General features: G+C 48.7%; 22 protein-coding genes. 4 read left to right on the top strand and 18 right to left on the bottom strand.

The window, feature by feature from the left end:
- Positions 1 to 52 precede the first annotated feature (52 nt).
- On the top strand, positions 53 to 493 hold the full coding sequence (gene fur / locus MJX74_RS15910) for a ferric iron uptake transcriptional regulator (protein ID WP_068231872.1): 441 nt from the start codon (positions 53 to 55) through the stop codon (positions 491 to 493).
- Positions 494 to 594: 101 nt separating this feature from the next.
- On the opposite strand, the gene MJX74_RS15905 is transcribed toward fur, so the two are convergent.
- The 4 genes from MJX74_RS15905 to MJX74_RS15890 form a co-directional block, all read right to left on the bottom strand.
- The gene (locus MJX74_RS15905) at positions 595 to 1,152 is read right to left on the bottom strand and encodes an NAD(P)H nitroreductase (protein ID WP_240223936.1); all 558 of its coding nucleotides are present in this window, start codon (positions 1,150 to 1,152) and stop codon (positions 595 to 597) included.
- A gap of 114 nt (positions 1,153 to 1,266) precedes the next feature.
- Complete coding sequence (locus tag MJX74_RS15900; RefSeq protein WP_240223934.1) at positions 1,267 to 2,679, bottom strand: glycogen synthase; 1,413 nt, start codon at positions 2,677 to 2,679, stop codon at positions 1,267 to 1,269.
- A 9-nt stretch (positions 2,680 to 2,688) separates the two neighbouring features.
- A complete protein-coding gene (gene glgC, locus MJX74_RS15895) occupies positions 2,689 to 4,008 on the bottom strand; it encodes a glucose-1-phosphate adenylyltransferase (RefSeq protein ID WP_275692812.1) in 1,320 nt (439 codons plus the stop codon).
- 165 nt (positions 4,009 to 4,173) lie between these two features.
- Positions 4,174 to 6,192, bottom strand: coding sequence for an oxidoreductase (locus MJX74_RS15890; protein WP_240223930.1), 2,019 nt, complete (start codon positions 6,190 to 6,192; stop codon positions 4,174 to 4,176).
- Between the two features lie 184 nt (positions 6,193 to 6,376).
- Here MJX74_RS15890 and sppA point away from each other — a divergent pair, with 184 nt between their 5' ends.
- Both sppA and ansA read left to right on the top strand, forming a co-directional pair.
- A complete protein-coding gene (gene sppA / locus MJX74_RS15885) occupies positions 6,377 to 8,257 on the top strand; it encodes a signal peptide peptidase SppA (protein WP_240223928.1) in 1,881 nt (626 codons plus the stop codon).
- 60 nt (positions 8,258 to 8,317) lie between these two features.
- On the top strand, positions 8,318 to 9,334 hold the full coding sequence (gene ansA / locus MJX74_RS15880) for an asparaginase (RefSeq protein ID WP_240223926.1): 1,017 nt from the start codon (positions 8,318 to 8,320) through the stop codon (positions 9,332 to 9,334).
- Between the two features lie 133 nt (positions 9,335 to 9,467).
- Here the strand turns inward: ansA and MJX74_RS15875 are convergent, their stop codons facing one another.
- The 11 genes from MJX74_RS15875 to MJX74_RS15825 form a co-directional block, all read right to left on the bottom strand.
- Positions 9,468 to 12,176 (bottom strand): DUF349 domain-containing protein, encoded by a 2,709-nt coding sequence (locus MJX74_RS15875; protein WP_240223924.1) that lies wholly within the window; start codon positions 12,174 to 12,176, stop codon positions 9,468 to 9,470.
- Positions 12,166 to 12,447, bottom strand: coding sequence for a YeaC family protein (locus MJX74_RS15870; protein WP_240223922.1), 282 nt, complete (start codon positions 12,445 to 12,447; stop codon positions 12,166 to 12,168). Before MJX74_RS15870 ends, MJX74_RS15875 begins: the two co-directional genes overlap by 11 nt.
- A 1-nt stretch (position 12,448) precedes the next feature.
- Positions 12,449 to 12,775, bottom strand: a complete 327-nt coding sequence (locus tag MJX74_RS15865; RefSeq protein WP_240223921.1) for a zinc ribbon domain-containing protein — start codon at positions 12,773 to 12,775, stop codon at positions 12,449 to 12,451.
- A 36-nt stretch (positions 12,776 to 12,811) separates the two neighbouring features.
- Entirely contained in the window at positions 12,812 to 14,500 is a 1,689-nt protein-coding gene (pbp4b, locus tag MJX74_RS15860; protein WP_240223920.1) for a penicillin binding protein PBP4B, read from the bottom strand.
- An 8-nt stretch (positions 14,501 to 14,508) separates the two neighbouring features.
- Positions 14,509 to 15,636 (bottom strand): M14 family metallopeptidase, encoded by a 1,128-nt coding sequence (locus tag MJX74_RS15855; RefSeq protein WP_240223919.1) that lies wholly within the window; start codon positions 15,634 to 15,636, stop codon positions 14,509 to 14,511.
- A 144-nt stretch (positions 15,637 to 15,780) separates the two neighbouring features.
- On the bottom strand, positions 15,781 to 17,232 hold the full coding sequence (locus MJX74_RS15850; protein WP_240223917.1) for a glyceraldehyde-3-phosphate dehydrogenase: 1,452 nt from the start codon (positions 17,230 to 17,232) through the stop codon (positions 15,781 to 15,783).
- 129 nt (positions 17,233 to 17,361) lie between these two features.
- Positions 17,362 to 17,760 carry a peptide-methionine (R)-S-oxide reductase MsrB gene (gene msrB, locus MJX74_RS15845; RefSeq protein WP_240223915.1) on the bottom strand — a complete coding sequence of 133 codons (399 nt, stop codon included), beginning with the start codon at positions 17,758 to 17,760 and terminating at the stop codon, positions 17,362 to 17,364.
- Positions 17,757 to 18,455, bottom strand: a complete 699-nt coding sequence (locus MJX74_RS15840) for a helix-turn-helix transcriptional regulator (protein WP_240223913.1) — start codon at positions 18,453 to 18,455, stop codon at positions 17,757 to 17,759. The genes msrB and MJX74_RS15840 overlap by 4 nt, the downstream gene beginning before the upstream one ends.
- Before the next feature lie 102 nt (positions 18,456 to 18,557).
- The gene (locus tag MJX74_RS15835; RefSeq protein ID WP_240223912.1) at positions 18,558 to 19,082 is read right to left on the bottom strand and encodes a hypothetical protein; all 525 of its coding nucleotides are present in this window, start codon (positions 19,080 to 19,082) and stop codon (positions 18,558 to 18,560) included.
- Between the two features lie 106 nt (positions 19,083 to 19,188).
- Positions 19,189 to 20,343, bottom strand: coding sequence for a serine hydrolase domain-containing protein (locus MJX74_RS15830; protein WP_240223910.1), 1,155 nt, complete (start codon positions 20,341 to 20,343; stop codon positions 19,189 to 19,191).
- A gap of 71 nt (positions 20,344 to 20,414) precedes the next feature.
- Positions 20,415 to 20,822, bottom strand: a complete 408-nt coding sequence (locus tag MJX74_RS15825; RefSeq protein ID WP_240223908.1) for a GFA family protein — start codon at positions 20,820 to 20,822, stop codon at positions 20,415 to 20,417.
- Positions 20,823 to 20,991: 169 nt separating this feature from the next.
- Between MJX74_RS15825 and MJX74_RS15820 the strand changes: the two genes are divergently transcribed.
- On the top strand, positions 20,992 to 23,310 hold the full coding sequence (locus MJX74_RS15820) for a TonB-dependent receptor (RefSeq protein WP_240223906.1): 2,319 nt from the start codon (positions 20,992 to 20,994) through the stop codon (positions 23,308 to 23,310).
- Between the two features lie 81 nt (positions 23,311 to 23,391).
- Here the strand turns inward: MJX74_RS15820 and MJX74_RS15815 are convergent, their stop codons facing one another.
- From MJX74_RS15815 to MJX74_RS15805, 3 genes are all read right to left on the bottom strand, one after another.
- Positions 23,392 to 25,098, bottom strand: coding sequence for an alkaline phosphatase D family protein (locus MJX74_RS15815; RefSeq protein WP_240223904.1), 1,707 nt, complete (start codon positions 25,096 to 25,098; stop codon positions 23,392 to 23,394).
- Positions 25,099 to 25,258: 160 nt separating this feature from the next.
- Complete coding sequence (locus tag MJX74_RS15810; protein ID WP_240223903.1) at positions 25,259 to 25,588, bottom strand: hypothetical protein; 330 nt, start codon at positions 25,586 to 25,588, stop codon at positions 25,259 to 25,261.
- Between the two features lie 36 nt (positions 25,589 to 25,624).
- The gene (locus MJX74_RS15805) at positions 25,625 to 26,068 is read right to left on the bottom strand and encodes a hypothetical protein (protein ID WP_068231828.1); all 444 of its coding nucleotides are present in this window, start codon (positions 26,066 to 26,068) and stop codon (positions 25,625 to 25,627) included.
- Positions 26,069 to 26,111: the final 43 nt, after the last annotated feature.

Genomic DNA, 26,111 nt, shown 5'->3' with positions numbered 1-26,111 from the left:
GGGCCAATGTCTTTATAATCCTTTGTATATATAAGCCAGAGTTAAAGTTTTTATGTCAGATCACAATAGCGAATTACGTAAAGCAGGCCTGAAGGTTACCCTGCCACGGGTAAAAATCCTTGAGATCCTGCAGGATCCAAAGCACCAGCATATCAGTGCGGAAGATGTGTATAAATTGCTGCTGGAGCTGGGTGAAGATATTGGCTTGGCCACGGTTTACCGGGTACTAAACCAATTTGATGATGCTGGCATTTTAACCCGCCACCATTTCGAAGGTGGTAAGTCAGTATTTGAGTTAACCGGCGGCAGTCACCACGACCATCTGGTGTGCTTAAAATGCGGCAAAGTCATTGAGTTTGAAGACGATGTGATTGAAGCAAAACAGCTTGAGATTGCGCAAAAGAATGGCATTAAGCTAACCCATCACAGTTTGTACCTGTATGGTGAATGTAAAGACACGGTGCAGTGTAAGAAAAACAGTGAAATGAATTAATAAATTAATCAATCAGTTAATAGCTAATGGCCGTCAATACTGACGGCCATTAGCTTTAGATGCCTGCTATATAAACCGGTATTACTGGAGCCCTACCCAGCTTAAAGATACGAAAAATACTCTGCCGGATCGGGTGTATGTCTTTTGGCAGGTTCTCCACTGGGCGTACCCAGGTATAAAAAGCCCACTATCTCGTCGTCCTCCCCCAGCTCAAGTGCTTGTTTAACAAAATCAAGCTGAGCGTAGGCACCGGTGCGCCAAATTCCGCCAAAACCCTGAGCAAATGCAGCCTGTTGCATCGCCATGACGGCGCAGGCAGCTGATTGCTGTTGCTCAGTTAACGGCACCTTAGCGTGTGCTATGGCTTTGGCAATACACACCACCACCATAGGCGCACGTAACGGTAACTGACGGGCACGCTCTAACAGTTCGTTGGCGATGGCAGGATCATCTTCTACAGCAGCTTCTGCAAAAATATCGCCTAAGCGCGATAATGCCTGACGCCCCTCGGCAATAACAAAACGCCAGGGCCGCAAATTACCGTGATCCGGCACCTGCAATGCCGCGCGTTTAATGTTATCCAGTATCTCCCCTGCTGGTGCAGGTTCAGTTAAACGGGCTGAAGAAAAACGGCTGGTGAGTAAAGTCAATGCATCCATAAAAAACCCCGATGGTGTTAGCTGTGAGCAGCCTAGCAAATTAACAGTAACCTTTACATCAGATTATGGCAAGGTCACGCCCGTATGACCGCCTTTCAACCATTCTGCTTATTTTTAATGCGCTTTTGCCCACAGCGCTTGCTGATACAAAGCTTGATACTGCTCAGCAGCTCTGTGCCAGCTAAAGTTTTGTGCCATACCATTTTGTTGCACTCTTTTATAACTAGCCGTCTTAGCAAACAGCTGTTCGGCCTGTTTTAATGCTGCATCTACCGCAGCGATATCAGGTTCAGCGAAACCTATACCGGTTGCACTGCGGGTTGGCCAGGGTTTTACCGTGTCTTTTAAGCCACCGGTTAAACGCACTAACGGAACAGTGCCATAGCGCAGGCTGTACAGCTGGTTTAAACCACAAGGCTCGAACAACGATGGCATCAGGAAGAAGTCTCCGGCAGCCTCAAGCTGATGCGCCATTGCATCACTAAAGCCCTGCACAAAACGGAACTGCTCAGGATACTGCTGTTGCAACTGTGCCAGTGCACGGCAATAACGGCCCTCACCTGTGCCCATAACAACCACCTGAGAAGGCGTTGTGCCTAGCCAGTGTTTAAGCGCGGGGATCAGATAATCATAACCTTTTTGTCCGGTTAAGCGGCTTACTGCAACAAACAACGGAGCTTTGCTGGATGCCAGCTCCAGCTGAGTACGCATTACGGCTTTACACTGTGCTTTGCCAGTGAGGTTGTCGGCGTCATAATTAGCAGGTAAATATACATCCGTTGCCGGATGCCAGATATTGTAATCACAGCCATTTAAAATACCGATAAAATCAGCTGCGCGCTGCTGATACAGTGCAGACAACCCGGCAGCTTCCGGTTCATGCATTAACTCATCGCGGTAACCACGGCTTACGGTGTTTAATTTGTCGGCATACTGCAGTGCTGTGGCCAGAAAATTAAGCTCATCATGGCGCTGCGGCTCAATGCCCAACTCCTGGCGCCAGTGTGGTGCGCATTTTTCCTGATAAGCACCGTTATGAATGCTAAAGATAAACGGCACCTTTGCCAGCTCAGTTGCAGCATAATGCTGTTTCAGATAATAGGCTGCCGCTGCACTTTGCCAGTCATGGCCGTGGATAAGATCAAACTGTTGCCCGCTTTGCAGCACCCACTCCAGCGCGGCTTTACACAGAAAAGCAAACCGCAATGGGTTATCCGTGTAGCCGTGCTCTCCATCGTCATAAGGCCGCTCACGGCGGAAAAAGTCGTGATGCTCTACCAGCGCAATATTGACGTTATCCAGTGCAAGCTGATGCACCGCACAACCAAAACTGCGCCCCGCCAACTGGAAATAAACCGGTTGCAGCTCTGCAGTAGGCTGCAGATACAAAACACCATAACGCGGTAATATCACTGTTACCTGATGGCCCTGTGCAACCAGGCTCTGCGCCAGACCACGACAGGCATCAGCCAGGCCACCGGTTTTAATCAGGCCTTCATACTCACTACATATAAACAGTATCCGCACTACTTATCCTTACTCCGCTTTATCAAAACCAATCATCGCGCCTTTAGGGATCACAATAACGCCACTTGCAGAGACATGAAAGCGTTGTTTATCCAACACCGGATCTTCGCCAATGATAGTACCTGGCGCAATTTTCACATCTTTATCAATAATAGCCCGGCGGATACGACAACCACGGCCAATATCGTTGTTGCCCATCAGCACGCATTTTTCAATATAGCTGTGGCTATGTACATGCACGTTATAGCCCAAAATAGACTGATACACGATAGAACCACTGACAATACAGCCTGACGCCACCATAGAGCTTATCGCCTGGCCGGTACGATTTGCTTCATCATGAACAAATTTCGCCGGCGGCACCGGTGGGGTGTAGCCACGTAACGGCCAGTACTTATTGTATAAATCAAATGGTGGCTCTACTGAAATCAGATCCATATTGGCTTCGTAGTACGAATCTATAGTACCCACATCACGCCAGTATCCACTGCTGCTCTGGCTTTCACCACGAATAGCGTTGGATGAAAAATCATACACATAAACATCGCCCGACGGATAAAGGCCAGGGATAATGTTGTGGCCAAAATCATGCTTGGAGTCGGCTTGCTTTGCATCTTCTTCCAATACATCAACCAGCGTTTTGGCTTCAAAAATATAATTTCCCATAGACGCCAGCACAAAACCCGGCTTACCCGGAATGGTTTTAGGGTTAGTTTTGGGTTTTTCTTCAAAACCGATCATGCGGCCACTGGCGTCTACTTCTATCACACCAAACTCATGTGCCTGCTCTACCGGTACCGGAATAGCCGCCACAGTAAGCTTAGCATTATGATGGCGGTGATAATCCAGCATCTGGCGCACATCCATTTTATAAATGTGGTCGCCACCAAACACACAGACATGCTCAGGATCTAAACCCTGAATTAAGTGCAGGTTTTGATAAATGGCATCTGCCGTGCCCAGATACCAGTGTTTACCGGTCTGCATTTGCGCCGGTATCGGGTCAATAAAGCGGTTAGTCAGGCCGGTTACACGCCAGGCCCGGCTTAAATGCTTCATCAGAGAATGCGATTTAAATTGCGTAATAACAAAAATCTGCAGTAAATCTGAATTAACAAAGTTATTCATAACAAAGTCGATAATGCGGTAATTACCGCCAAACGGTACTGCTGGTTTTGCTCTGACGCCGGTTAAAGGTGCTAAACGTGTACCTTCACCGCCAGCCAGAATCATGGTTAATACCCCGGACATAGAAACTCCCTGTTGTGCTTGCTGCGTGTGCTTTTTGTATGCAATTTGCAAAGCTGGTACCAGAATAGCAGCCTGCATGATGAAAAGGCCAGCAGTCAATATGCATAACACTTTGCGCCAGCACAAGATAAAAACAGTAAATGTTTTCAACAAGCAAAAGGCACCAAAATGGTGCCTTTGTTAACAGGGGATACTAATAAAGTGCATTGCAGGCACCAGATAAGTGCCCGCGTTCAAAAGAGCTCAGATAGCAGCAGCTAGCTCTGCACCCTGCCGGATAGCGCGCTTGGCGTCCAGTTCTGCGGCAACATCAGCACCGCCAATCAGGTGTGAGACTATACCATGCTGTGCTAAACCAGCCACCAGCGCACGCTGTGGCTCCTGCCCGGCACAAATCACGACGTGATCAACATTCAGGCAGCGCTCTTCACCTGCTATCTCAACCCACAGGCCATTGTCATCCACCTTGATATAATTAACTCCGGCGATCATTTCCACGCCTTTTTTCTTCAGTGAAGAACGATGGATCCAACCTGTGGTTTTACCAAGGCCAGCGCCCACTTTGCTGGTTTTACGCTGCAGCAAATACACTTTGCGCTCCGCTGGTTGTGGCTGCTCATCAGGCAACAACGCACCGCGGGCCTGATAGCTTTTATCAATGCCCCAGTCTTTTAACCAGGCTTCTGGTTGTAAAGTCAGTGAATGCTGCTCAGTCAGATACTCTGCAACATCAAAACCGATGCCGCCAGCACCAATAATAGCGACATTTTTACCAACGGCTTTATGGTCGCGCAGTACATCTAAATAACTCAGTACTTTGGCATGCTCGCTACCAGACAGGCCAATATCACGCGGCACTATACCCGTTGCCAGCACCACTTCATCAAAGCCTGCCGCTTTGAGGCTGTCGGCGGTTTGCTCACTATTTAAAAACAGCTTTACTGCATGCAGCTCCAGCATACGGCCGAAATAACGCAGCGTTTCATGAAATTCTTCTTTACCGGGAATTTGCTTGGCGTAGTTAAACTGGCCACCTATTTGATGCGATTTATCAAACAGATGCACATCATGGCCACGCTGTGCAGCATAAACACTAAAAGCTAAGCCTGCTGGGCCCGCGCCTATTACAGCAATTTTTTTGCGCTGTACTGCAGCAGTGAAATTTAATTCAGTTTCATAGCAGGCACGAGGGTTAACCAGGCAACTGGCGCGTTTATTCTGAAACACATGATCAAGGCACGCCTGATTACAGGCAATACAGGTGTTGATTAGCTCAGCTTTATTGGCCGCTGCTTTGTTAACAAAGTCAGCATCAGCCAGAAACGGCCGTGCCATACACACCATATCTGCCTGGCCGTTGGCGAGGATATCTTCTGCTACTTGCGGATCGTTGATACGGTTGGTAGCAATAACCGGAATATTCACCTGTGCTTTAACGCGCTCGGTGATCCAGCTAAATGCAGCTCGCGGCACCATAGTGCCGATAGTTGGCACCCGCGCTTCATGCCAGCCGATACCCGTATTGAGCAGCGTGGCACCGGCACTGGCAATGTCTTTCGCCAATGCGACCACTTCATCATAGCTATTGCCGTCCTCGACCAGATCCAGCATCGACAAACGGTAAATAATAATAAAATCATCGCCACAAACCTGGCGCACGGATTTTACCGTTTCAATGGCAAAACGACAGCGCTTTTCAAAGCTACCGCCCCATTCATCTGTCCGCTGGTTAGTGCGTGAACAAATGAACTGATTAATTAAATAGCCTTCTGAGCCCATTATCTCAACACCATCGTAACCGGCATTTTTTGCCAGTTTGGCGGAGTGAGCAAAGTCTTTAATTGTGCCGCGTACCTGACGAGCTGACATTTTCGCCGGTTTAAACGGCGTGATCGGCGACTTAATGTTACTTGGCGCCACACTAAACGGGTGATAACCATAACGGCCGGCATGTAATAACTGTAAGCAGATCTTCGCGCCGTGCTGATGCACAGCCTCTGTTACCTGCTTATGCTTGCCTGTTTGCCACCAAAAACTTAACTGGCTACCAAAAGGTACCAGATTGCCGCGAAAGTTAGGGCTAATGCCGCCGGTAATAATTAACCCCACGCCGCCTTTGGCGCGCTCGGCATAAAAAGCCGCCAGCTTGGCAAAGCCGTGCTTTTCCTCTTCCAGCCCGGTATGCATAGAGCCCATAATGACGCGGTTTCTAAGCGTAGTGAAACCTAAATCCAGTGGTTGTAATAATTTTTGGTATGCCACATCACCCTCTCTGGTCGTACCTGTTATCCATGGCAGACTTTAGCTGCTTTGTAAGCCGATAGCAAGCCACCCACACTATGCCTGCAAGTGTTACACATTTACTTACAAATTCCACTTAGCCTTTACAGCCAAATTGGTTAGCATACCAACATGCATACACGCTGATCTAAAACAGGATACTTCCATGACTGATAAAAAACCCGGCCTGATCCGCCGGTTATTTGGGGCGATTGCCCGGGTTTACCGCGGTTTTCGCTCGGTAATTCTTAATTTGCTATTTATTTGTATTGTTGTGCTGATTGCTGTCTCCATCTTCAGCGGTGACGATAAAGTTGACGTGCCCCCTACCGCCGCGCTGGTGCTTAATCTTACCGGCGATCTGGTAGAGGAAAAGCGCTGGACAGATCCTATCGCTACAGCAATAAACGAAAGTCTGGGTGGCCAGGAAGATGCCCCTGAAGTACTGGTAAGCGATGTGGTTAGCGTAATTAAAAACGCCACCAGCGACAATCGCATTCAGGCTTTGGTGCTGGACTTATCTATGCTGGGCAGTGGCTCACTGGATAAAATGCAACTGATTGGTGCTGCCATTGAAGAGTTTAAAGCCAGCGGTAAAAAAGTATTGGCGTATGGCGGCTACTATGGCCAGGGCCAGTATTATCTGGCCAGTTACGCCGACGAAATCAGCTTAAGCCCGATGGGCGCAGTTATTTTAGAAGGTTATGGCAGCTATCCGATGTATTACAAAAATGCGTTGGAAAAACTGAAAATTAATACTCATGTATTCCGTGTTGGTACCTATAAATCTGCCGTAGAGCCTTTCCTGCGTAACGATATGTCAGATGAAGCCAAAGAGGCCAACGTGGCCTGGTTAAATGAACTGTGGTCTGACTACAAACAGCAGGTTGCTGCCCGCCGTGGTTTTGCCGCAGACAACTTTGATGAAACTTACGCTGCTCTGCTGGAAAAACTGCAGGCCGCTGAAGGTGATTTAAGCCAGTATGCTGTTAATGCAGGTCTGGTGGATAACATTAAAACCCGTGAAGCCTTCCGCCGGGATCTTATTGCTATAGTCGGCGAAAATGACGAGCACACATACAACCACGTGACCTTTGGCGACTACGCCGATTTAGTGATCCCCTCGCAGCAATTTGATAACCCGCTGACAGACAAAGTCGCTATAGTGGTCGCCCGCGGTGTTATTGTTGACGGTGTAGCCAAAGCCGGCTCTGTTGGCGGTGATTCAACTGCAGCGCTTCTGCGCCAGGCCCGCCATGACGACAAAGTAAAAGCCGTGGTATTGCGCATAGACAGCCCTGGCGGCAGTGCTTATGCCTCTGAAATTATCGGCCAGGAAATTCGTTTACTGCGCGAAGCAGGTAAACCTGTTATTGCCTCTATGGGTTCAGTTGCAGCTTCAGGCGGTTACTGGATTGCCGCACCAGCCAATGAAATTTGGGCCGCTCCTACGACCATCACCGGCTCTATTGGTATCTTCGGTTTATTACATACCGCAGAGGACGCTCTGCCAGCGCTGGGCTTAAATGTCGATGGTGTTGGCACAACCGAACTTGCCGGATTATCAGCAGGCCTGCCGTTGTTTAGAGGCTTGGATCCAAAGGCTAAAGACTTATTTCAGTTACTGATTGAACGTGGCTATACCGAGTTTTTAACCATGGTCGGCGAAAACCGTAATATGACAAACACCGAAGTTGATGCTGTGGCACAAGGCCGGGTATGGACTGGCACCAAGGCACTGGAGCTTGGTCTGGTAGATAAACTGGGTAATATTGATGATGCCATTAAAGCTGCCGCTGACAAAGCGGGCCTTAGCCAGTACGACGTAAAAGTCGTTAAACAACAACTGACACCAAGTGAGCAGATGATTAAAGATTTACTGGGTGAGGCAAAAGCACAGGGCTGGTTACCACAAGGTAGCGTAAGCGCCGAACAAAAGCTGCTTGGCAAGCTGACAAAACAGCTGAAGCAGGATTTTGTATTGCTAAACCAGTTTAATGATCCAAACGGTGTTTATTCATACTGTGTCAGTTGCAGCATTAACTGACAATAATAGCTAAGTCTATTACAATGCCCGGCTATTACCGGGCATTTTTATTTGAAATTTATGAGCAGAAAACGTATTTATGTCGCCTACACCGGCGGCACTATTGGTATGCAACATTCCGCACAGGGCTATGTACCGGTGCCGGGCTTTTTAACTGATACGGTAAAACGCATGCCTGAGTTTTACCGGGCAGAAATGCCGGAGTTTGATATCCATGAGTATCATCCTGTTATAGACTCCTCCGATATGACGCCCGATCACTGGCGTACTATCGCAGAAGATATTCAGCAGCAATACGCCCGATATGACGGCTTTGTAGTGCTACATGGCACAGACACCATGGCTTACACCGCATCGGCCTTGTCATTTATGCTGGAAAACCTGCAAAAGCCGGTGATTATTACCGGCTCACAAATCCCGTTGGCGCAAATGCGCTCAGATGGCCAGGTTAATCTGCTTAACGCACTTTATCTGGCGGCTAACTACCCTATTGCAGAGGTAGCGCTGTTTTTTAATAATCAGCTGTTTCGTGGCAACCGGGCGACCAAAGCCGATGCTAATGGCTTTAACGCTTTTGCCTCACCCAATTTCCCGCCGCTGCTTGAAGCCGGCATTCATATTAATCTGGTGGCCGGCCGCCTGAACCAAACTAAGCTGGCAGCGCCACTTACACTGGCATCGGTAGTACCCCAACCTATTAGCGTAGTAACGCTTTATCCGGGGATCAGCACCGATGTGATCGGCAATATGACAGCCGCACCGGTGCGGGCTCTGATTATTAAGTCTTTTGGTGTGGGTAATGCACCACAGCGGCCGGAGTTACTGCAAATTCTGCGCGATGCCAGCGAACGCGGGTTAATTATCGTTAACTGCACCCAGTGCTTTAAAGGCACGGTAAATATGCAGGGCTATGCCACCGGCAATGCGTTAAAGCAATCTGGCGTAATAAGCGGTTACGACATGACACTGGAAGCCGCACTGACCAAACTGCATTATTTGCTCAGTAAACCGCTCAGTGCAGAGCAAATTCGCCAGCAAATGCAGCAGAATTTACGCGGAGAACTTACTGTAGACTAAAAGGTTAAGAGGATCAATTTACCCACACTAACACGCCGTAAACCCATCCATGGGGGCTCGACTCAGGCATCCATGCCTTCAACGGTTAGCTTAGGGTAAATTGATCCGTCGCACCTGCTGTTCAGCTAAAAACTCAGCTAAACAGTAGCTTAACCCTGGCCAGCAACGGTAATTCGGCTTCTGTCAGCGCACCAAACTGCAACCAGCGTTTTAGCAGGCTGTGTTTATCCAGTGTACTACCCTGATTATGCTTATCCGATAACAACAGCAACTGTACCTGCTGGCGCGCACTGTGTTCACTTTGCGGCGATGGCGCATCGGCTATTAATTCCAGTGCCAGAGTCAGCTGAGCGCGGCTGAACTGTTGCTCCTGCTGCTTGTTAAAGCAGTCACGGTAGCCTGCCGGTAGCTGCTCTGCAGTTACATCTGCGTTGGCCAGCAGTTCAAACATCTGGCTAAATTCACGTTGTTGCTGGTGCTGTTGCCACTGTTGTTGTTTTTGCTTCAGTTTATCCAGCAACTGGCGTACTGCTTGCTGGGCGCCGCTGCTGTCAGGTTGCAATGTCTGCAATTGCTGTTGCAGTTCTGCCAATACGGTAAGTTCTGTTGCCGCGTCTAACTGCGCAGACAGTTCCGTCAGTTGAACTTCAAACTGCTTCAGCTCTGCCTGCTCGGCTTGCTTTTGCTGTTCAAACTGCTCAGAGCGCGCATTAAAGAAACCATCACAGATAGCCCGGAACTGCAGCCACAGCGCCTGGTCCTGCTTACGGGCAGCATTACCTGTTGTTTTCCATTGTTGCTGGCATTCTTTTAACACTTTCGCCGTCAGGTTAGCATCCGCTAAACCCAATGCAGCCTGAGCTTTATCAATAAGCTGCTGCTTGGCATCGGCTGCATGCTGTTGTAAGGCTTTTAACTGTTCACGCAATGGCGTAAGCGCCTGATTAAAGCGCTCATTCAGGGCGACAAACTGTTGTTTATCAACCGCCCCTGCATTCTGCCAGGCTTGCTTGAGCTGCTGCAGGCAGGTATCCAGTGCTTTGGCATCACTGGTTGGTGTAAACTCCAGTGCCTGAGTAATAATCTGTTCGCGTTGTATTACATGCTCTGCACGCAGCGCATCCTGTGCGGCAAAATAAACCCGACATGGCGCAAATGCCTGCTCGCACGCCAGATCAAAAGCGGCATTAAGCTGGTCTTCCTGTGCAGGATCAGCTTTGCCCAGGCTGTTCCATTGCGCTCTGGCTTGTTTCACCTCATCGGCACGCTGGCGCATCAGGTTGTCCGGCACTACGCTATCCAGTTGCTGCATCTGTTGCAGCAATTGTTGTTTACGCGGCGTGGCGATATATTCCTGCCAGTCTGCCAACTCGGCCAGCTTGTCGCGGGCAAACTCATAATCTTTCGCCAGCTGTAACTGCTGCTCTGCGCTTAATTGCTGGTAATCTTGCTCTATGCCTTTAAACAGGCCAAATAACACTTTGTATTTGCCGGCATTATAGAGGCGACGGTATTGTGCCAGTTTGCTGCGACATTGCCTTTGAATTTTATCACTCTGTGCAGTAAAGCTTTTGGCCAGCTCTTGCCACTGTTGCTGCAGAGCATTTTTAGCCTCCAGCAAGCTTGCCGGCACGGCAATCACCATGGCTTTGCTGATCTCACGGAAATCTTGCTGCCATTGCTTTAGCTGGCCGGACAACTGCTGATAATCGGTGGCATTATCTGGCACCGGCTGGGCCGCCCAATCTGCCACAATACGCGTTAGCCGGGTGAGTTGCTCGGCCAGTTCCGGTAAGCGGTTTAGCTGTTGCTGTAACTGGGCAAGACGTTTGGTCAGCCCGCCTTTGTCGGTAATATCCGCGTTTGTCAGGGTGTCACTGAGCGTTGTTATTTGCTGTTCAAGTTGTTGAGCCGCACTGATATCGGTAGTTAACAATGCCTGCTGCAACGCTTGTTCCAGTTGATTAAACTGTTGCTGCAACGCCATTGTTCTTTCTGCTCTGGCCTCACGCAGCGCCTGCTCGGCCTGTAGTTTGCTCAGCTCTTCCAAACGGGGGGCTAACCACTGCTCAATCTGGCTGGTAATTTTCTGATATTTCGCCCGGAATTCTGCCGCTTCATCGCCCAGGTAATGTAGCTCGCCTTCCAGTTGCTGCCACTGTGTCTGGTAATCAGCAAGTAAAGCAGGCAAGGCCTCTACGCTGCTGCGGTCGCGCGCGGCATTTAATTTTGACAGCATCAGGGTAAGCTGTTTACGCAACAGCACAGGCTTTTGTTTTTGCTCACTAAGCAACGCCAGTTTTTGTTGTACCTGAACCAGCATGTCGCCAGTTAGCTGCTTACTGAGTTTTTCCAGTGTTTTTTCATCGTCAATTTTTGCCAGCAATTGTTGCTTTTGCGCAGGTTGCAACACCGGGTCTTGCAAAGCTTTAAGGTTAAGCTCAGTTTTGTTTAACCGCTGTAGCAGGCCAAATTTAATACCGGCGTCGGTTTCAGTTTGTGCCAGTTGCTCCAGAATACTGCTGCGATTGCACTGTGCGATGAATTGTTGTTTTAACTTCGGCTCAACCTGATTTTGTAATAACTGGCTAATCAACGTTTGCTCAGCCAGATGCTGTAAACGCTCGGCGCTGTCATGTTTACTGGCTTGCCACCAGAGTGAAAAATCATTCAGTTTAATCAGCGCGGCTTTACGCACAGCTTCGGCGCCGTCGTTAAAGGCCAGTTCATGCAATACGCTTTTATGTGCCGGGTCCTCACTATTTAGCTCTTTAATTGCTTGCTGACGCACTGCAACGTCGGAATGTTGCCATTTGGGTTTAAAAAAACGTTTAAAGATCATCGTGCGAGAACCTTGCAATAGACGGCTGAGTTTCGAATTGTTTTTTAAGTTCGGCTTTGGATTTATGCACCATTTGACCATCGGCACCGATGGTAAAAAGCTCATCTGACTTTAATATCTGAGCCTGATACGCCATCACCAGTTGTAAACTGTGCGCCCGCTGTGCTTCGCTCATCAGGTTACCGTCTGCCCAGCGGCCAGTGGCAACAGCATCTGAGAGCTTTTCATAAGTGTCTGGCGTCATAGCCTGCACTAAAGCATTGAAATTCATCTTATTTACGCTTTCTCATAAACATAATACGGGCGCGGCTGACAATATACCAGCAAAAGCCCAGGCCAATAGCGGCACCGGCAATATATTGTTGCGGGCTGCCTGCCTGTGGATCCCACCAGTACATCAGGCCAAAACCTGCCAGAAACAGTACCAGCGCAAACATTGAATGGTTAACCAGACTTTGCGCCTGATCCAACGCTTTACTGCGCGCCAGAGATTCGCGTTTTTCCGGCGTTAATCCGGCGATATCGCCGTTACATTTATTGCACTGCGCACTTTTGTCAGAAATTTTGTGCCCACAAAACGGACAGGAAATAATAGCCATAATACTCCAACCTTAATTCGGACGGTCAGATACCGCCTACTGCATTGCCTGGTATATTTTACTCATGATGCTGCCATACATGCCAGTTTCAAACCGATCACCGGCAAAATAATAACTATTTTCACCTTCGGCCAGCACCGGGCTGTGTTTTTTATTGGTTAGCAGCACCACCACCAAACCATAATACGGATCAACCAGTGTGGCAGTTCCGGTCCAGCCGGTATGGCCAAATGCATAAGCACTGGCATAGGGGCCAAAGTGCCAGTTTAAATCGCCACCCACAGCGGTGCGCCACCCCAGGCCAACAGTATGATCTGTCACTGAAGGCCGGACAAATTGCTGAATAACTGCCTGGCTGAATACCGGTGTTAAACCATAACCGCCATGCAGTGCCAGCATCGCCAGTGTTGCAGTTTCGCGCGCAGTGGAGAACAAACCGGCATGCCCCGCTACACCGTCAAAGGCATAACGGGCTTTCTCATCGTGCACATTGCCACGCACCACACCGCGTTTATCCGCCGGGAACATTACCCGCCCACCACGGCTGTTACCATCAAGCTCTGTGGCCGCTATCCGGCTTTGGGCTATGCCTTTACGCAACGGATTAAATACTGTGCTGTTTAGCTCCATTGGCCGGTATAGCTGCTGTTCCAGATATTCATCCTGTGCCTGGCCGGTAATACGCTCAATCAGCAGGCCAAGCAGCATATAATCAATATCACTGTATACCGCTTTGCCGCCACGCTCGCGCTCAAATGGCACTTCGCTGGCAATCAGCTGCATGCTACGCGCCCTGTCCAGCGAGTAAAACGCCGGCCCGTGACGGTTGTCCGGCCGGTGAAAATGCACCTCAGGCGCATAACCTGCACTGTGATACAACAAGTCGCTGACCAGGCGCTGCTCGCGGCCATTCCCCTGATACTCTGTAAGGTAATGTTGCAGCGGCAAATTGATGTCCAGTTTGCCTGCACTGACCAGCTGCATAATGGCATAGTTGGTGGCGTACATTTTAGTGTTAGACGCCAGGTCAAACACCGTATCGGTTTGCATTGGTTCAGGCTGGCTCAGTTCGGTGCCATCACTGGCATAGCGGCTGGCATAACCATAGGCCGTTTCTTTAATAATTTTGCCATCTTTGGCAATCAGTAACACCGCACCGGGGAACCCCTGCTCAACTTCACGCTGAATAAGCTGGTCCAATTCATTCAGCACGGCTGCTGAAAAGCCCGCATTATGTGCAGCCGTAGCGGTATTATCCTGCAGCACCGGGTATGGCAGCACCAGCCGTATTTTTGCCCCTAAAGGCTTAATATCAACTAGCTCCAGCTGATTTATACCATTACGCGTAACGGCGCTGATATCCAGAGCCAGATGCTGCCCGAGGTTAGCATCCGGGTGTAAATGCAATATTTTGCCGTTAACACTGAGCGTTAATGCTGTGGTTGTACCCAGCTCCAGCAACAGTTCACCCTGCCCCTGATAGCTGATAAAACTGCGCCGGTTATTTACCCAGGCGCGCTGGCTTGCCGTTTCTGGCCACAGCACATCCAGTTGGCCCAGCGCATTTTTCTGGTTAAGCCCATTGCTCTGGCTAAGTGCAGCAAGTTGCGTTGCACTTTGGCTATGTAATGCCGACGCTGGCAATACAGACTGATGCAAAGCCACACAGCTGCTCAGCGTCAGCAGAACTGACGTCAGCAGCACAGGTTTAACAGATGAATACATAGGCAAACTTAACGCAGCTTATCGGCAACGGCCAGAATAGCAGGCAGCATATCCTGCCCCAGCTTCATTGAGCGTATATCAGACCAGCCATAAGCATCGTCCGGCAGGTTAGCATTATCTTTAAACGGCATTTCTACGGTGTACGCCAGGCAGTTAAATTGCTCACCGACCCAGGCAGTAGCAACTGTCATATTGGCTTTGCCAGGTTCATCTAAATCATAGCCAAACTCAGTCTGAAACTCTGGCGTTACTGCCAGCAAGGTTTGTTTAAACAGGTTTTCCAGCTTTGTTATCCGCTCATTGTACGACGGCACACCTTCACTGCCGGCAACAAAGTTATATGGCAGGTTTTCATCACCGTGCATATCCAGGAATAAATCGACGCCCGTTTCCAGCATTTTTTGCCGTACCAGATACACTTCCGGGCTTTTTTCCATTGACGGGTTCAGCCACTCGCGGTTTAAGTTCATACCGGCAGCGTTAGTACGCAAATGGCCGCGTACCGAGCCATCCGGGTTCATATTCGGCACTATGTAAAACACCGCTTTGTTCAGTAGTGCGCGGGCTACACCGTCATCTTCGTCCAGTAAACGATCGAGCAGGCCTTCAATCAGCCACTCGGCCATGGTTTCACCCGGGTGCTGGCGCGCCGTGATCCAGATTTTCTTTTTGCCTTCTTCCGGCTCACCGACAATTAACAGGCTCATATCACGGCCGTCTAAGGTTTCGCCCAGCTCAACCAACTGACAGTTATAGTCAGACTGTGCCTGGTGCAGTAAATCCATATGGCGCTCGTAGCTGTATGGTGCAAAGTAGGCAAAATAAACAGATTGTGCTTCCGGAAAGTGCTTAATAGTTAGCGCTTTACCGTCATATTCGGTGTCTACCCGAAACCAGGTTTGGCGATCATAAGACGCAACGGCCTGATAATCTTTCCAGCCATCAGGATAAGCAGAATCACCGGCATTGGTAATAGTCAGCGTATGCAACTGCGCATGTTCAGTGCTTAAACGAAAATGAAACCACTGGTAAAAGTCGGATTGATTGTCTTTGCGAATGGCCAGCTGAATATTGTCGGGAGAATCAGCTTGTAATACTTCGATGTTACCGCTGTCAAAATTGCTGGTAATTTTCATAAATCGGGTCCGTAGGCGTAAAGGGTGAAAGACTAACACAGGTGCTGCCTGGTGCAACTGACCTGAGCTACAGTGTAAAGGATTCTAACAGGTTAAGCGCAAAGAAAAAGCCGCTAAAAAGCGGCTTTTCGATAAAGACACAAATTAACGCGCTACTGGCAAGGTTGGATACTTAATTCCTGCCATATCATTCATTACGCGGATAACCTGAGTGCTGTAACCGAACTCGTTGTCATACCAGACGTACAACACACAACGATCACCATCAACAATAGTGGCCTGTGAGTCAACTACGCCAGCGTAACGTGAGCCAACCAAATCTGACGATACAATTTCGGTAGAAGCGGTAAAATCAATCTGATCCTGCAGTTCAGAAAACAGAGACGTGCGCTGTAAAAAGCTGTTCATCTCGTCACGGCTGGTTTCACGCTTTAAATTCAGCGATAAAATAGCCATAGACACATTGGGTGTAGGTACACGAATAGCATTACCGGTTAACTTACCTTTTAACTGCGGTAACGCCTTGGCGACAGCGCTGGCAGCACCGGTAGAGGTTAATACCATGTTCAGCGGTGCAGCACGGCCACGGCGCTCGGCACTGTGGAAGTTGTCGATCAGGTTTTGGTCATTGGTGTACGAGTGCACGGTTTCTACGTGGCCGTTACGGATACCAAATTCATCTTCCAGCGCTTTTAACACAGGCGTAATGGCATTGGTTGTGCAACTGGCAGCAGAGACAATTTTATGCTCTGGCAAAATCATATGCTGGTTTACGCCATAAACGATATTTGGCACATCGCCCTTGGCCGGCGCTGTCAGCAGCACTTTGGCCGCCCCTTTGCTGCTAAAGTGAATGCTCAGCTCTTTGTCATCTTTCCAGATACCGGTGTTATCTACAACCAGCGCATCGCTGATACCGTATTGGGTATAATCAACCAGCTCTGGTGAATTAGCGTAAATCACTTTAATAAAGGTGCCATTGGCTTTAATGCCCTGGTTTTCTTCATCTACCGTGATGCTGCCGTTAAAAGGGCCGTGGATAGAATCGCGGCGCAGCAGGCTGGCGCGTTTTTCCAAATCACCCTTTTTACCGCCTCGCACTACTATGGCACGCAAACGCAGTTTAGTACTCGGGCCTGAGCGCTCCAGCATTAAACGGGCTAACAAGCGGCCAATACGGCCAAAACCGTACAGCACCACATCAACCGGTTTCACCTGATCTTCGTGATCCAGCAGCTCGGCCAGTTCACGCTCTAAATACTGTTCCAGTTCAGTGCCGTTGGCTGCATTTTTATAAATGTAGCCGTATGCCAGCTTACCAATATCAACGCGGCCCGGTGCCAGATTCATTTTGCTTATCGCTTCAAGCAGCGGAAAACTTTCGCGTAAACGCAGTTTTTGCCCTTCGAAACGCTCAACGCTTTTATGCGCTTTAATGATGTCGATAGTGGTGGCGTTTACCAGTGGGCGGCCATATACCACTACTTCAATACCTTTATTACGGTATAAGCGGCCAATAATGGGCTGCATGTTTTCGGCATATTCCTGGCGTTCCTGCCAGCTCTTCTGATACTGCTCTGCGTGCGATAGGGTCATGTGTAGAGGCCTTTTACTTCAGTAAGATGAATTAATCGGTGATGCCAAAGCACGGTCTGCGCCGCTGATTGCTCTAACGGCGCGTATTGTAATAGAAGTTGAAAGCTTACGACAACAGTTACAAAAATTTTATTCTGTTTTGCCGCTGAAGGTTAACGACACGGAGTTAACACAGTAACGGCTGCCGGTAGGTGCCGGGCCATCTTCAAATACATGGCCTAAATGTGCATCGCAGTTAGCACACAAAATTTCGGTACGCTCCATACCATGGCTGATATCACTCTGGTATTTTACCCTGCCCTCAAGCGCTTGATAAAAACTGGGCCAGCCACAACCGGCATCAAATTTAGTTGTTGATGAAAACAGCTCAGCCCCACAACAAACACAGTGATAACTGCCGGCTTGTTCATTATGCAGTAGCTCACCGCTAAACGGATATTCTGTACCTTTAAGCCGGGTAACCCGGTATTGCTCGTCGGTTAGGCGCTCGCGCCATTGCTGATCTGTTAATTGCTCGGTTAGTTTCATTGTCGCTCCTCATGCTGCTGTTGTTTCATTTCCAGCCGCCACTCATGGGTTAATTGCATGCGCCGGCGCGGATAAGGATCACCGGGTACAATCAGGCTGCCAATTCTGTCCAGCCTGAAATGGCGAAATTCATTGCGTAGCTCGCACCAAGCTACCAGCATACGGCTGCTATCGAAAAATGCCAGCATAATAGGCCAGACAACACGCTCGCTGGCGGTACCATCCTCCCGGATATAGCTTATCTGCAAGCGCCGTTCGCGGCGAATAGCCTCACGTACCTGGCGTAAAAATGCTGCACCTTTATCAGCAAGGGCAGGAAAAGCCAGTAAACCAATGTCACTAATACGATCACGTAAATCTGTTGGTGCTGCTGCCGCTACTTTTGCCAACACGTTACGCGCTGCTGTTACCAGCTCGTCATCGCCCTGCACTTCTACCCAGCGTAAGCCCAGAGCCAGAGCCTCAAGCTCGGCTTCATCAAACATTAACGGTGGCAGAAAAAAACCGCTGCGCAGTAAATAACCCATACCTGCTTCGCCATCAATACCGGCGCCCAGGGTGATCAGTGTTTGAATATCACGATACACCGTACGCACAGATACCTGTAATTGTGCAGCCAGTACCGCTGCCGTTACCGGGTGGCGGTAATGACGTAGTTTGTCCATTAAACGAAACAAGCGTTCAGTTTTATCCATAGCAGTGTTTTTTCAATGTTATTTTCAGTGTCTTTTTCAGTATAACCTGCCCTACTGACAGAAGGTGTCAGCATAACGCCCTGGGGAAAATACGCGATGACGCTATTGGGCAAATAATTTAGTAATGTTGCGATGGTAATGCGTGGCAGATCTGGCTTTAGGCTGCTGCAATGCACCAATTATCTGCCGGGCGTGTGTATCGGTGTCTGCCAGTGTAAAGGCGTAACCGCCGCTAGCCGACGTTAGAATAGTCATGCTAAGCCGGCTGCTGCCATCATCAGAACGGATAAAGTTCAGGCTGTCACGCACCCGGTAACGCTCAAGGCTGTAGTTAAAAAACTGCAGCGCAAATTCTTGCTGCTGAAAAGACGTTGGAAACTCTGACCGGGCTGACAAATAGCGGCTAAATGCCCGGGAGGCTTCATCTTTAGCGGCAAAAGCCAGCTGCGCATTACTGGTATGGGTAAAATGTAAACGACAGTAGCCTGTCGTTTTTTGCTCGATCAATTTTAAACAGGCTTTGTTTTGTTCAGTTGAAAAATCAACCGGCGAATTTGCCAGCACGGTAGAGGTTATCAAAGCTAAACCCAGCACAGCATAACGACAGGCTCTTTGTATTACCGGCATAACCTCTCCGCTTTCGTGACAACATTATTGAATAGCTACGGCATAAACACTCAGTGCAGACATTAGTTATAGAGGTAAATAACCAGACGTTCAATAAAGCAGTGAGCTATTGTGCCGGTAAAGCCGCCAATACTTTTGCCACCAGTTGGTTTAATTCGTCGCCATTGCCTATCCATCGGGCTACCAGCAAGATATCGTTTTGCTGATCAATATAAATAATATTACGCCCGGCGCCCTGAAAAGTAACCGCTGTTTCCGGTGCGGCGGGCAAGGCTTTGCGGCCGGGGTTTAAAAACCAGTTGGCATAGCCGTAATCGGCTTTTGAAGCACTGCCGGTGCGTGCCTGTGTAATAAATTCGCGGCTTACCAGTTGCTGCCCCTGCCACTGACCATCACGTAAAAACAGGTAACCAAAGCGTGCCAGATCCCAGGCATTGATAAACATGCCACCGCCCCAGTGCCCGCCGCCTGATACGCTTTGCATTTTCTGGCCATCAAGTTCTATCCAGCTATTGTCGTAACCATACCAGCGCCAGTTTGCACTGGCTCCAATAGGTTGCATGATCCGCTCGTTTAATACCACAGGTAAGGGTTTACGCCAAACATAGGTGGTTACCAGTGCCAACAAATTAACACGCACATCATTATATTTGTATTTGCTGCCCGGTGTATGTAATGGCCGGTTGGGCCAGTCTTTTGGCTCTCCTTCGGGGCGATCTGCCCAGTCGGGTTTTCCCCACAAGGTTCCCTGCCAGTCACTGGTTTGGCGTAATAGATGATCCCAGCGGATTTGCCGGTTATGCTCAGTGGCAAACAAGCCAGCGTCTGGCACAGCATAAGGCCAGACTAGATCATCTGCGCTGCGGATTAAGCCATCCTGTAATGCCAACCCGGTAACAGTAGTAAGAAAGGTTTTACTGATACTGTGTGTCATGTCCACACTGTGAGTATTACCCCACTGCGCAATAACTTTACCGCGATAGACGATAAGGCCATTCGCGCCGGCACGCACCGACATTGGGCCAATAATCTGATCATAGGGCTCGCGGGCACCAAAAGTAGTAGCTTGTACTATGGCCTGGTCTTTAGGCGCAGGGTTCTCACTGGCAATAGCATAATCTACTGCCGCCTGCAGTTTTTCAGCGTTAACGCCCAGGCTTTGTGGTGTGGCTTGCTGCCACTGCCCGGCAGGCGGAAAATAATGCTCCGCAGCTACAACATTGACACTAAGTAATAAGGCAAAAACTACGGGGGAATGCATATATCTTCCTAGAGTGGTTAATGGGGCTGGTATTTGTATACCATACAACAAGGGGCTTAAAGACAGGCTGGTTATTGTCTTCCTGGTTCAAAGCTATCATACCGTAGTAAGTTGGCGTCTAAATCTTCCCAGTTGGCTTTAGAGCTGTAAAAATTATGCGATAGCGGCCGCTCGCTGATATCGCTGCTTAAAATACCCAGACGGATGCGGATACGGGCCGGGTCTTGTTCATTACTGCTGTAAACCGGTGAGCCGCAGTTACTGCAAAAATGCCGTAAGCGCCCCGGTTTAAAGGCAAACTTGCTCAGCCGGTTGGCACCTTTTACTACAGTAAAATCCGCACTTTGCACAAAGCCATTAGTGGCAAAAGCCGTGCCGCTTGATTTACGGCACAATGAGCAATGGCAATGAATAATACTGCTGATAGGCCCGTTAATTTCAACAACCACTTCGCCACATAAACAAGACCCCTGGTACATCATTACTCCTTGCCTGCCAATGCAGGTGTTAATACTGCTGCCTGCTATCTTGGTATTTTTTATGCCGCTGGTTTATTCAAACAGTCATCTAGCTGTCAAGTAAATGCCGCTTAAATGTCATTTAGTGTCATTACTCTAGCTCAGAAATTTTCTTTGTAGGATCAAGGTAATGACGTACTGCACACACAAACAATTTAAAAAGAACGCGCTTAGCAGCGTTATTCTGGCTTGTCTGGCAAGCCAAGCTTTTTCGTTAGCTGCCGATGAGGCAGATTCATCAATAGAACGCTTAACGGTAACAACACAAAAGCGCGTACAAGCGATTAAAGATGTTCCGGTTACTGTAACCGCTTTTAACGGTGAGATGCTAGAGCAACTGGGTATTCAGGATCTGGATGTATTATCTGAGATCACCCCGGGTTTAGTAATTCAGGAGCAAAGCCCGAATAACCCTGGCTTTGTTATTCGCGGTATTACTTCAGACAGCGGTTCGGCGCAGGCCGCACCTCGTGTTTCTGTTTATTATAATGGTACTGATATTTCCCGTTCACGCGGCTCTTACTTTGAGCTGTTTGATATAGAGCGGGTTGAAGTGGTAAAAGGCCCGCAGGCCACCTTGTTCGGCACCGCAGCCTCAGTTGGTGCCCTTAGTGTAACAACGCGCAAACCACAACAAGAATTTGAAGCAGGGATCACAGCCGGCTTTGGCAATTTTTCTGCAAAAAATGCGCAAGGTTATATCACCGGCGGCCAGCAGCAAGTGCAGGGCCGCTTAGCTTTTACTTACCGTGAACGTGATGGCTATATTGAAAATATCGCGCCGAACCAGCCAGACCTAAACGGCATTGAGCGCCTTGGTATACGCCCATCACTGCGTTTTACGCCAAATGACGCTCTGACGATTGATCTTGTTTACAATTACGAAAAAAACAGCGATAGCGGTACTTCATTTAAAAGCCGCAACTTTGCGCCTACCGGTGGCGACACCAGCCCATATAGCTTTGTTGAAGCCAGTGGCAGCCCGGTGGCACAGCAGGTATTTGGTAAAAGCGACCTTGGTATAGAGCGCACAGTAAAAGATGCGAATTTGACGATTAACTGGGATTTAAGCAAACAATGGCAGTTAACCAGCATTAGCGCAAAACGCAGTTTTGATTCACTCGAAGTGTTTGATGCCGACGGAACCCAAGCCTGGTTTTTAGAGTTTGCCGAGGACGCCACTGGCGAGCAATTTAGTCAGGAGTTACGCCTGAGCTACAATGGTGAAAAACTTAAAAGCTTTTTTGGCGTAAGTTATTTTGATGAAGACGGCTCGCAGCGGGTGCCTTTTAGTACTGAAGAGTCGGTATTTCTAAACTGTATGGGTATGCTTGGCTCGCCCCTTCCCTGTATTAACGCTGATGGCTCTGTAAACATTTTAACGCCTCAATTAACTGGCGGGCAGCTACAGTTATTGCCCTACCAGGGCGAATACCAAAACTTTGGTGAAAATACTGCTTATTCCGTTTTTGCCGATTTTAGCTACGCGCTAACCAATAAATTAGAGCTAACAGCGGGTTTACGTTATGTGGATGAAGATAAAACCAGCCGTTATGCGTCAAATTTTGGCAATTCGGTCTTAGCTGGCGTTCCGCTGCTGCCAGTAACTTCAACGGGCGGCGAGATTTTCAGTGCTGAAGGCAGTTTTGATAGCTGGTTACCCCGCTTTAATGCTCTGTATCGTATTAACAATAACATGAACTTTTACACTACTGTGTCTAAAGGCCGTCGCTCTGAAGTGGTTGATGTCGCCTCAGAAAATAGCAGCACTGGCGTTATTCCGGCCATCACAGAAATGCCTGCTGAAACAGTGTGGAATTATGAAGCCGGTATTAAAGGTAATACTGATAACAATAGCTTACGTTATGCATTGTCGGTATTTTATCAAGATTACCAGAATTTCCAGGTAACCCTGCAAGACGATGCCGGTAATTTCTATGTCGACAACGCCGGTAATGCTAAAAACGTCGGTGTAGAGGCCGAAGTTAAATTGGCGCTAAATGATGATCTGGAGTGGTTTACTAACCTGGCCTGGATTGATGCCAAAATTGATGACGACAGCAGCAATGGCGAACTGGCCGGTAACCGCTTTCGCTTACAACCCGAGTATACTTTAGGCACCGGCTTGCTTTACTCACATGAACTCAACAGCCAGTTCCGGCTCAACAGCTCGTTGATATACAGCTTTCGCAGCGATATCTTTTTTGAAGAAGCCAATGCACCTGTGGCAGGTTTCGACATTAGCCAGGGCGCAGTACAGTTAACTAACCTGCGTATAGGGTTAGAGCATACCCAGCAAAATTGGTCTGTTACGCTGTTTGCCAGTAATTTATTTGATAAAGAATATCTGGTAGATGCAGGTAATACCGGCGGTGCTTTTGGCTTCCCCAGCTTCATTGCCGGCGCACCACGTTTTATTGGCTTAGAATTCCGTAAAAGCTTTATGTAAGTCTGCTTTGTTGCTGCCGACACTTGTCAGCATCGCAATCGCTAAAGCCCTGCCAACTGGCAGGGCTTTTTTACGTAGATATTATGCCAGATACTGAGCCCTGTGCCGGCCAACTACCTGATACTCTTCGCTTAAAATATTATCAATAAATTGCCAGTCACACTGCACCTGGTCGGCCGTTACGTTTAACAACATAAAACCGCGCTGGTGCAGATTGCACCACTGTAAATCGGTTATCAGTAAGCTAAAAGCATCCGCTACTGCACTTGCCTGCTCTGGCTGAATTTGCAGATACTTTTCCATCCCCGGCGAGCTGACACTGGGTGTGGCAAACTCCACCCCAACCCGTTGCCCCTGATGATCGGTCAGTACACTGTGCCAGGCATTATGGGTATCCCCGGCTATTACCAACAGCGGTTTATTTAGTGCCCGCGCAGTGGCAAACAAGTGTTCCCGCTCACGTGGGTAGCCATCCCAGGCATCTAAGTTATACGGCATGACTTGTGACACCCGCGCTAAATCAGTGGCATCCGGCACCAGCCCTTGCTGCTGAGCTGTTAATACGCGCATTTTAGCTTCGGCCAATGCCTGTAGTTTTGCCGGTAAGGTGCTGTAATCACGGGTGCCGAGTAACTCTGCCGGAATATGCATTTTTGCCATCAATACCTGCTGGCCAAGCAGCTGCCACTTAGCCGCAGACTGGCTTAGCTGCCCGGTTAGCCAGCTAAGCTGGGCTTTACCCAGTAGCTGACGCTCGCTACTGATATCCGCCTGAAACTGTTTAGCGGCAAAAGCACCTGTGTCGGCATCCAGATAATTTTTATAATCCAGTTGCTGATCTCGGGCAATAAGGCGGGTATCGAGTAAATGCAGGCTTAACAGCTCGCCGAAATCAAAACTGCGGTAAATCTGAATACTGTCTTCGCCCATTGGTGGCCGGATGGGCAACCATTCATAATAAGCACGTACAGCAGCGGTACGCCGTTCAAAAAAATCGCCCTCGGTTTCAGATTGATGATTTTCTGCACCACTGTGCCAGGTATCGTTGGTAATTTCATGATCGTCCCACACCAGATACCAGGGCATAGCTGCATGCAACTGCTGTAACCCGGCGTCAGTACGATACAAGGCATAGCGTTTACGGTAATCCGTCAAACTAATAATTTCTCCGACATTATCTGCCGCCAGCGTGCGTCCAATTTGGGCGGCTTGCTCGGTAGCATAACCATCAGCAGCATATTCATAAATATAATCACCCAGATGGATCACAGCATCCAGATCCTGTTGCTGCGCGGCTTCACGGTACACATTAAAATAACCGGCAGGATAATTAGAGCAGGAAAACACCGCCAGTTTTAACGCTGCTAAACCATTGGCTGCCAAAGTGCGGGTGCGCCCGGTCATACTTTGTGCATCGGCGCCGATAAAACGGTAATAATACTGCTGCCCAGGGGTAAGCTGCTGCACATCTACTTTAACGGTAAAATCACGCTCTGCCGAGGTAACTACATAGCCTGAGCGTTCAAGGTGTTTAAAACCAGGGTCGCGTGCTAATTGCCAACCCAGTTTAACTTCTGCAGTAGCAGCTAGCTGTGGCACAGCCCTTGTCCATATGATCACGGCTTCTTGGGTAGCATCACCACTGGCGATACCATGACTAAAGCTTACCTGGCTTAATTGATCTGTACTAAAAGCGCTGACACAGCCACTTAACACGGTAGACACCCCGGCAAGCGCCAGCGCAGATGCCGAGAGTTTTAAAAAATTACGTCTGGAAAAAGACTGCATACTATTATTCCTTTTACTCGAAGATACTAAGATTAAAAGGAAAATATTGCAGCCAGATTAAATATCTACGCTATGGCAAGACATTGTCTTCCCCTTGTTGTCTGTCAGGCTCGCCCTGATACAAAGTAATTCCCTGATTCAATACTAAATTGGTTTAACTTTACAGCAAGGTAAAATCCAGCGCGCCGTTTACGCTGTCTTTTAATGCATTCATAGCGGCATTTATTGCTTGTTCTACCGCCACCAGGCTCAGGCCTTTAACAGCAAGTAACACAGTACGCGAGGCATTGCGCTGGATCTCATGGTGCAGCCTGGCTTGTTCCGGTGTAATATCACCAGCAAGCCTTAAGCGCTCTATCATGGCAAAGTTTTCGGCCAGCTTTTGCGCTTCTGTTTCAGCATAGCCTTTTATTGCAGGCCATTTGTCAGACAATTCGCCTTTAAAAGCCTGCAGCATTGTTGCTGTAAGTTCTGCCACATCTAAGCTCATGCTATGCCCTTTATATTAAATCCTTTACGGTAAACTCTAGCTGCCACGGCGTTTCGCCAGTTCAAGCTTTAAAATAGCCGTAATGCTACTATTAAAACTGGTGCGCAGGTTCTCTATCTGCGCCGGCGTAAAGCAACCCAGTTGGTGCAGTTGCTCCAGCATAGTAAGGCTGCTTTTCAATAACTCTACCTGCTCTACAGTAATGTCGTTATCAGGAATAGCCCTTGCCCGCACAGCAATAGAGCTTACAGCAACTTTAGACTGCTGATAAAAGCTAATATGGTTGCTATAAGCACATTCAGGCAAACCAGCCTGGCTTTCTGCAGTAACAAAAAACATTTCAACATTTTGCTGCAGTGCGGTAACCGCGTTATCAGTTTTTTCGTCATAGCTGCTAATCAGTTTTACTGTGCAGCCGGATAGCAGCAACAAGGCCAAAGCCAGCCACAGCTGCAGTGTATGGTGTTTGCGTAACGTCACTTTAGTCTCCGTTATTGGCGAAATCCGGCATTGCTCAATTCTG

The organism is Rheinheimera hassiensis (assembly GCF_022436675.1).
Lineage (GTDB): Bacteria > Pseudomonadota > Gammaproteobacteria > Enterobacterales > Alteromonadaceae > Alishewanella > Alishewanella hassiensis.
The sequence above is the reverse complement of the archived record's forward strand: the minus strand, read 5'-3'. Positions and strand labels throughout refer to the sequence as shown.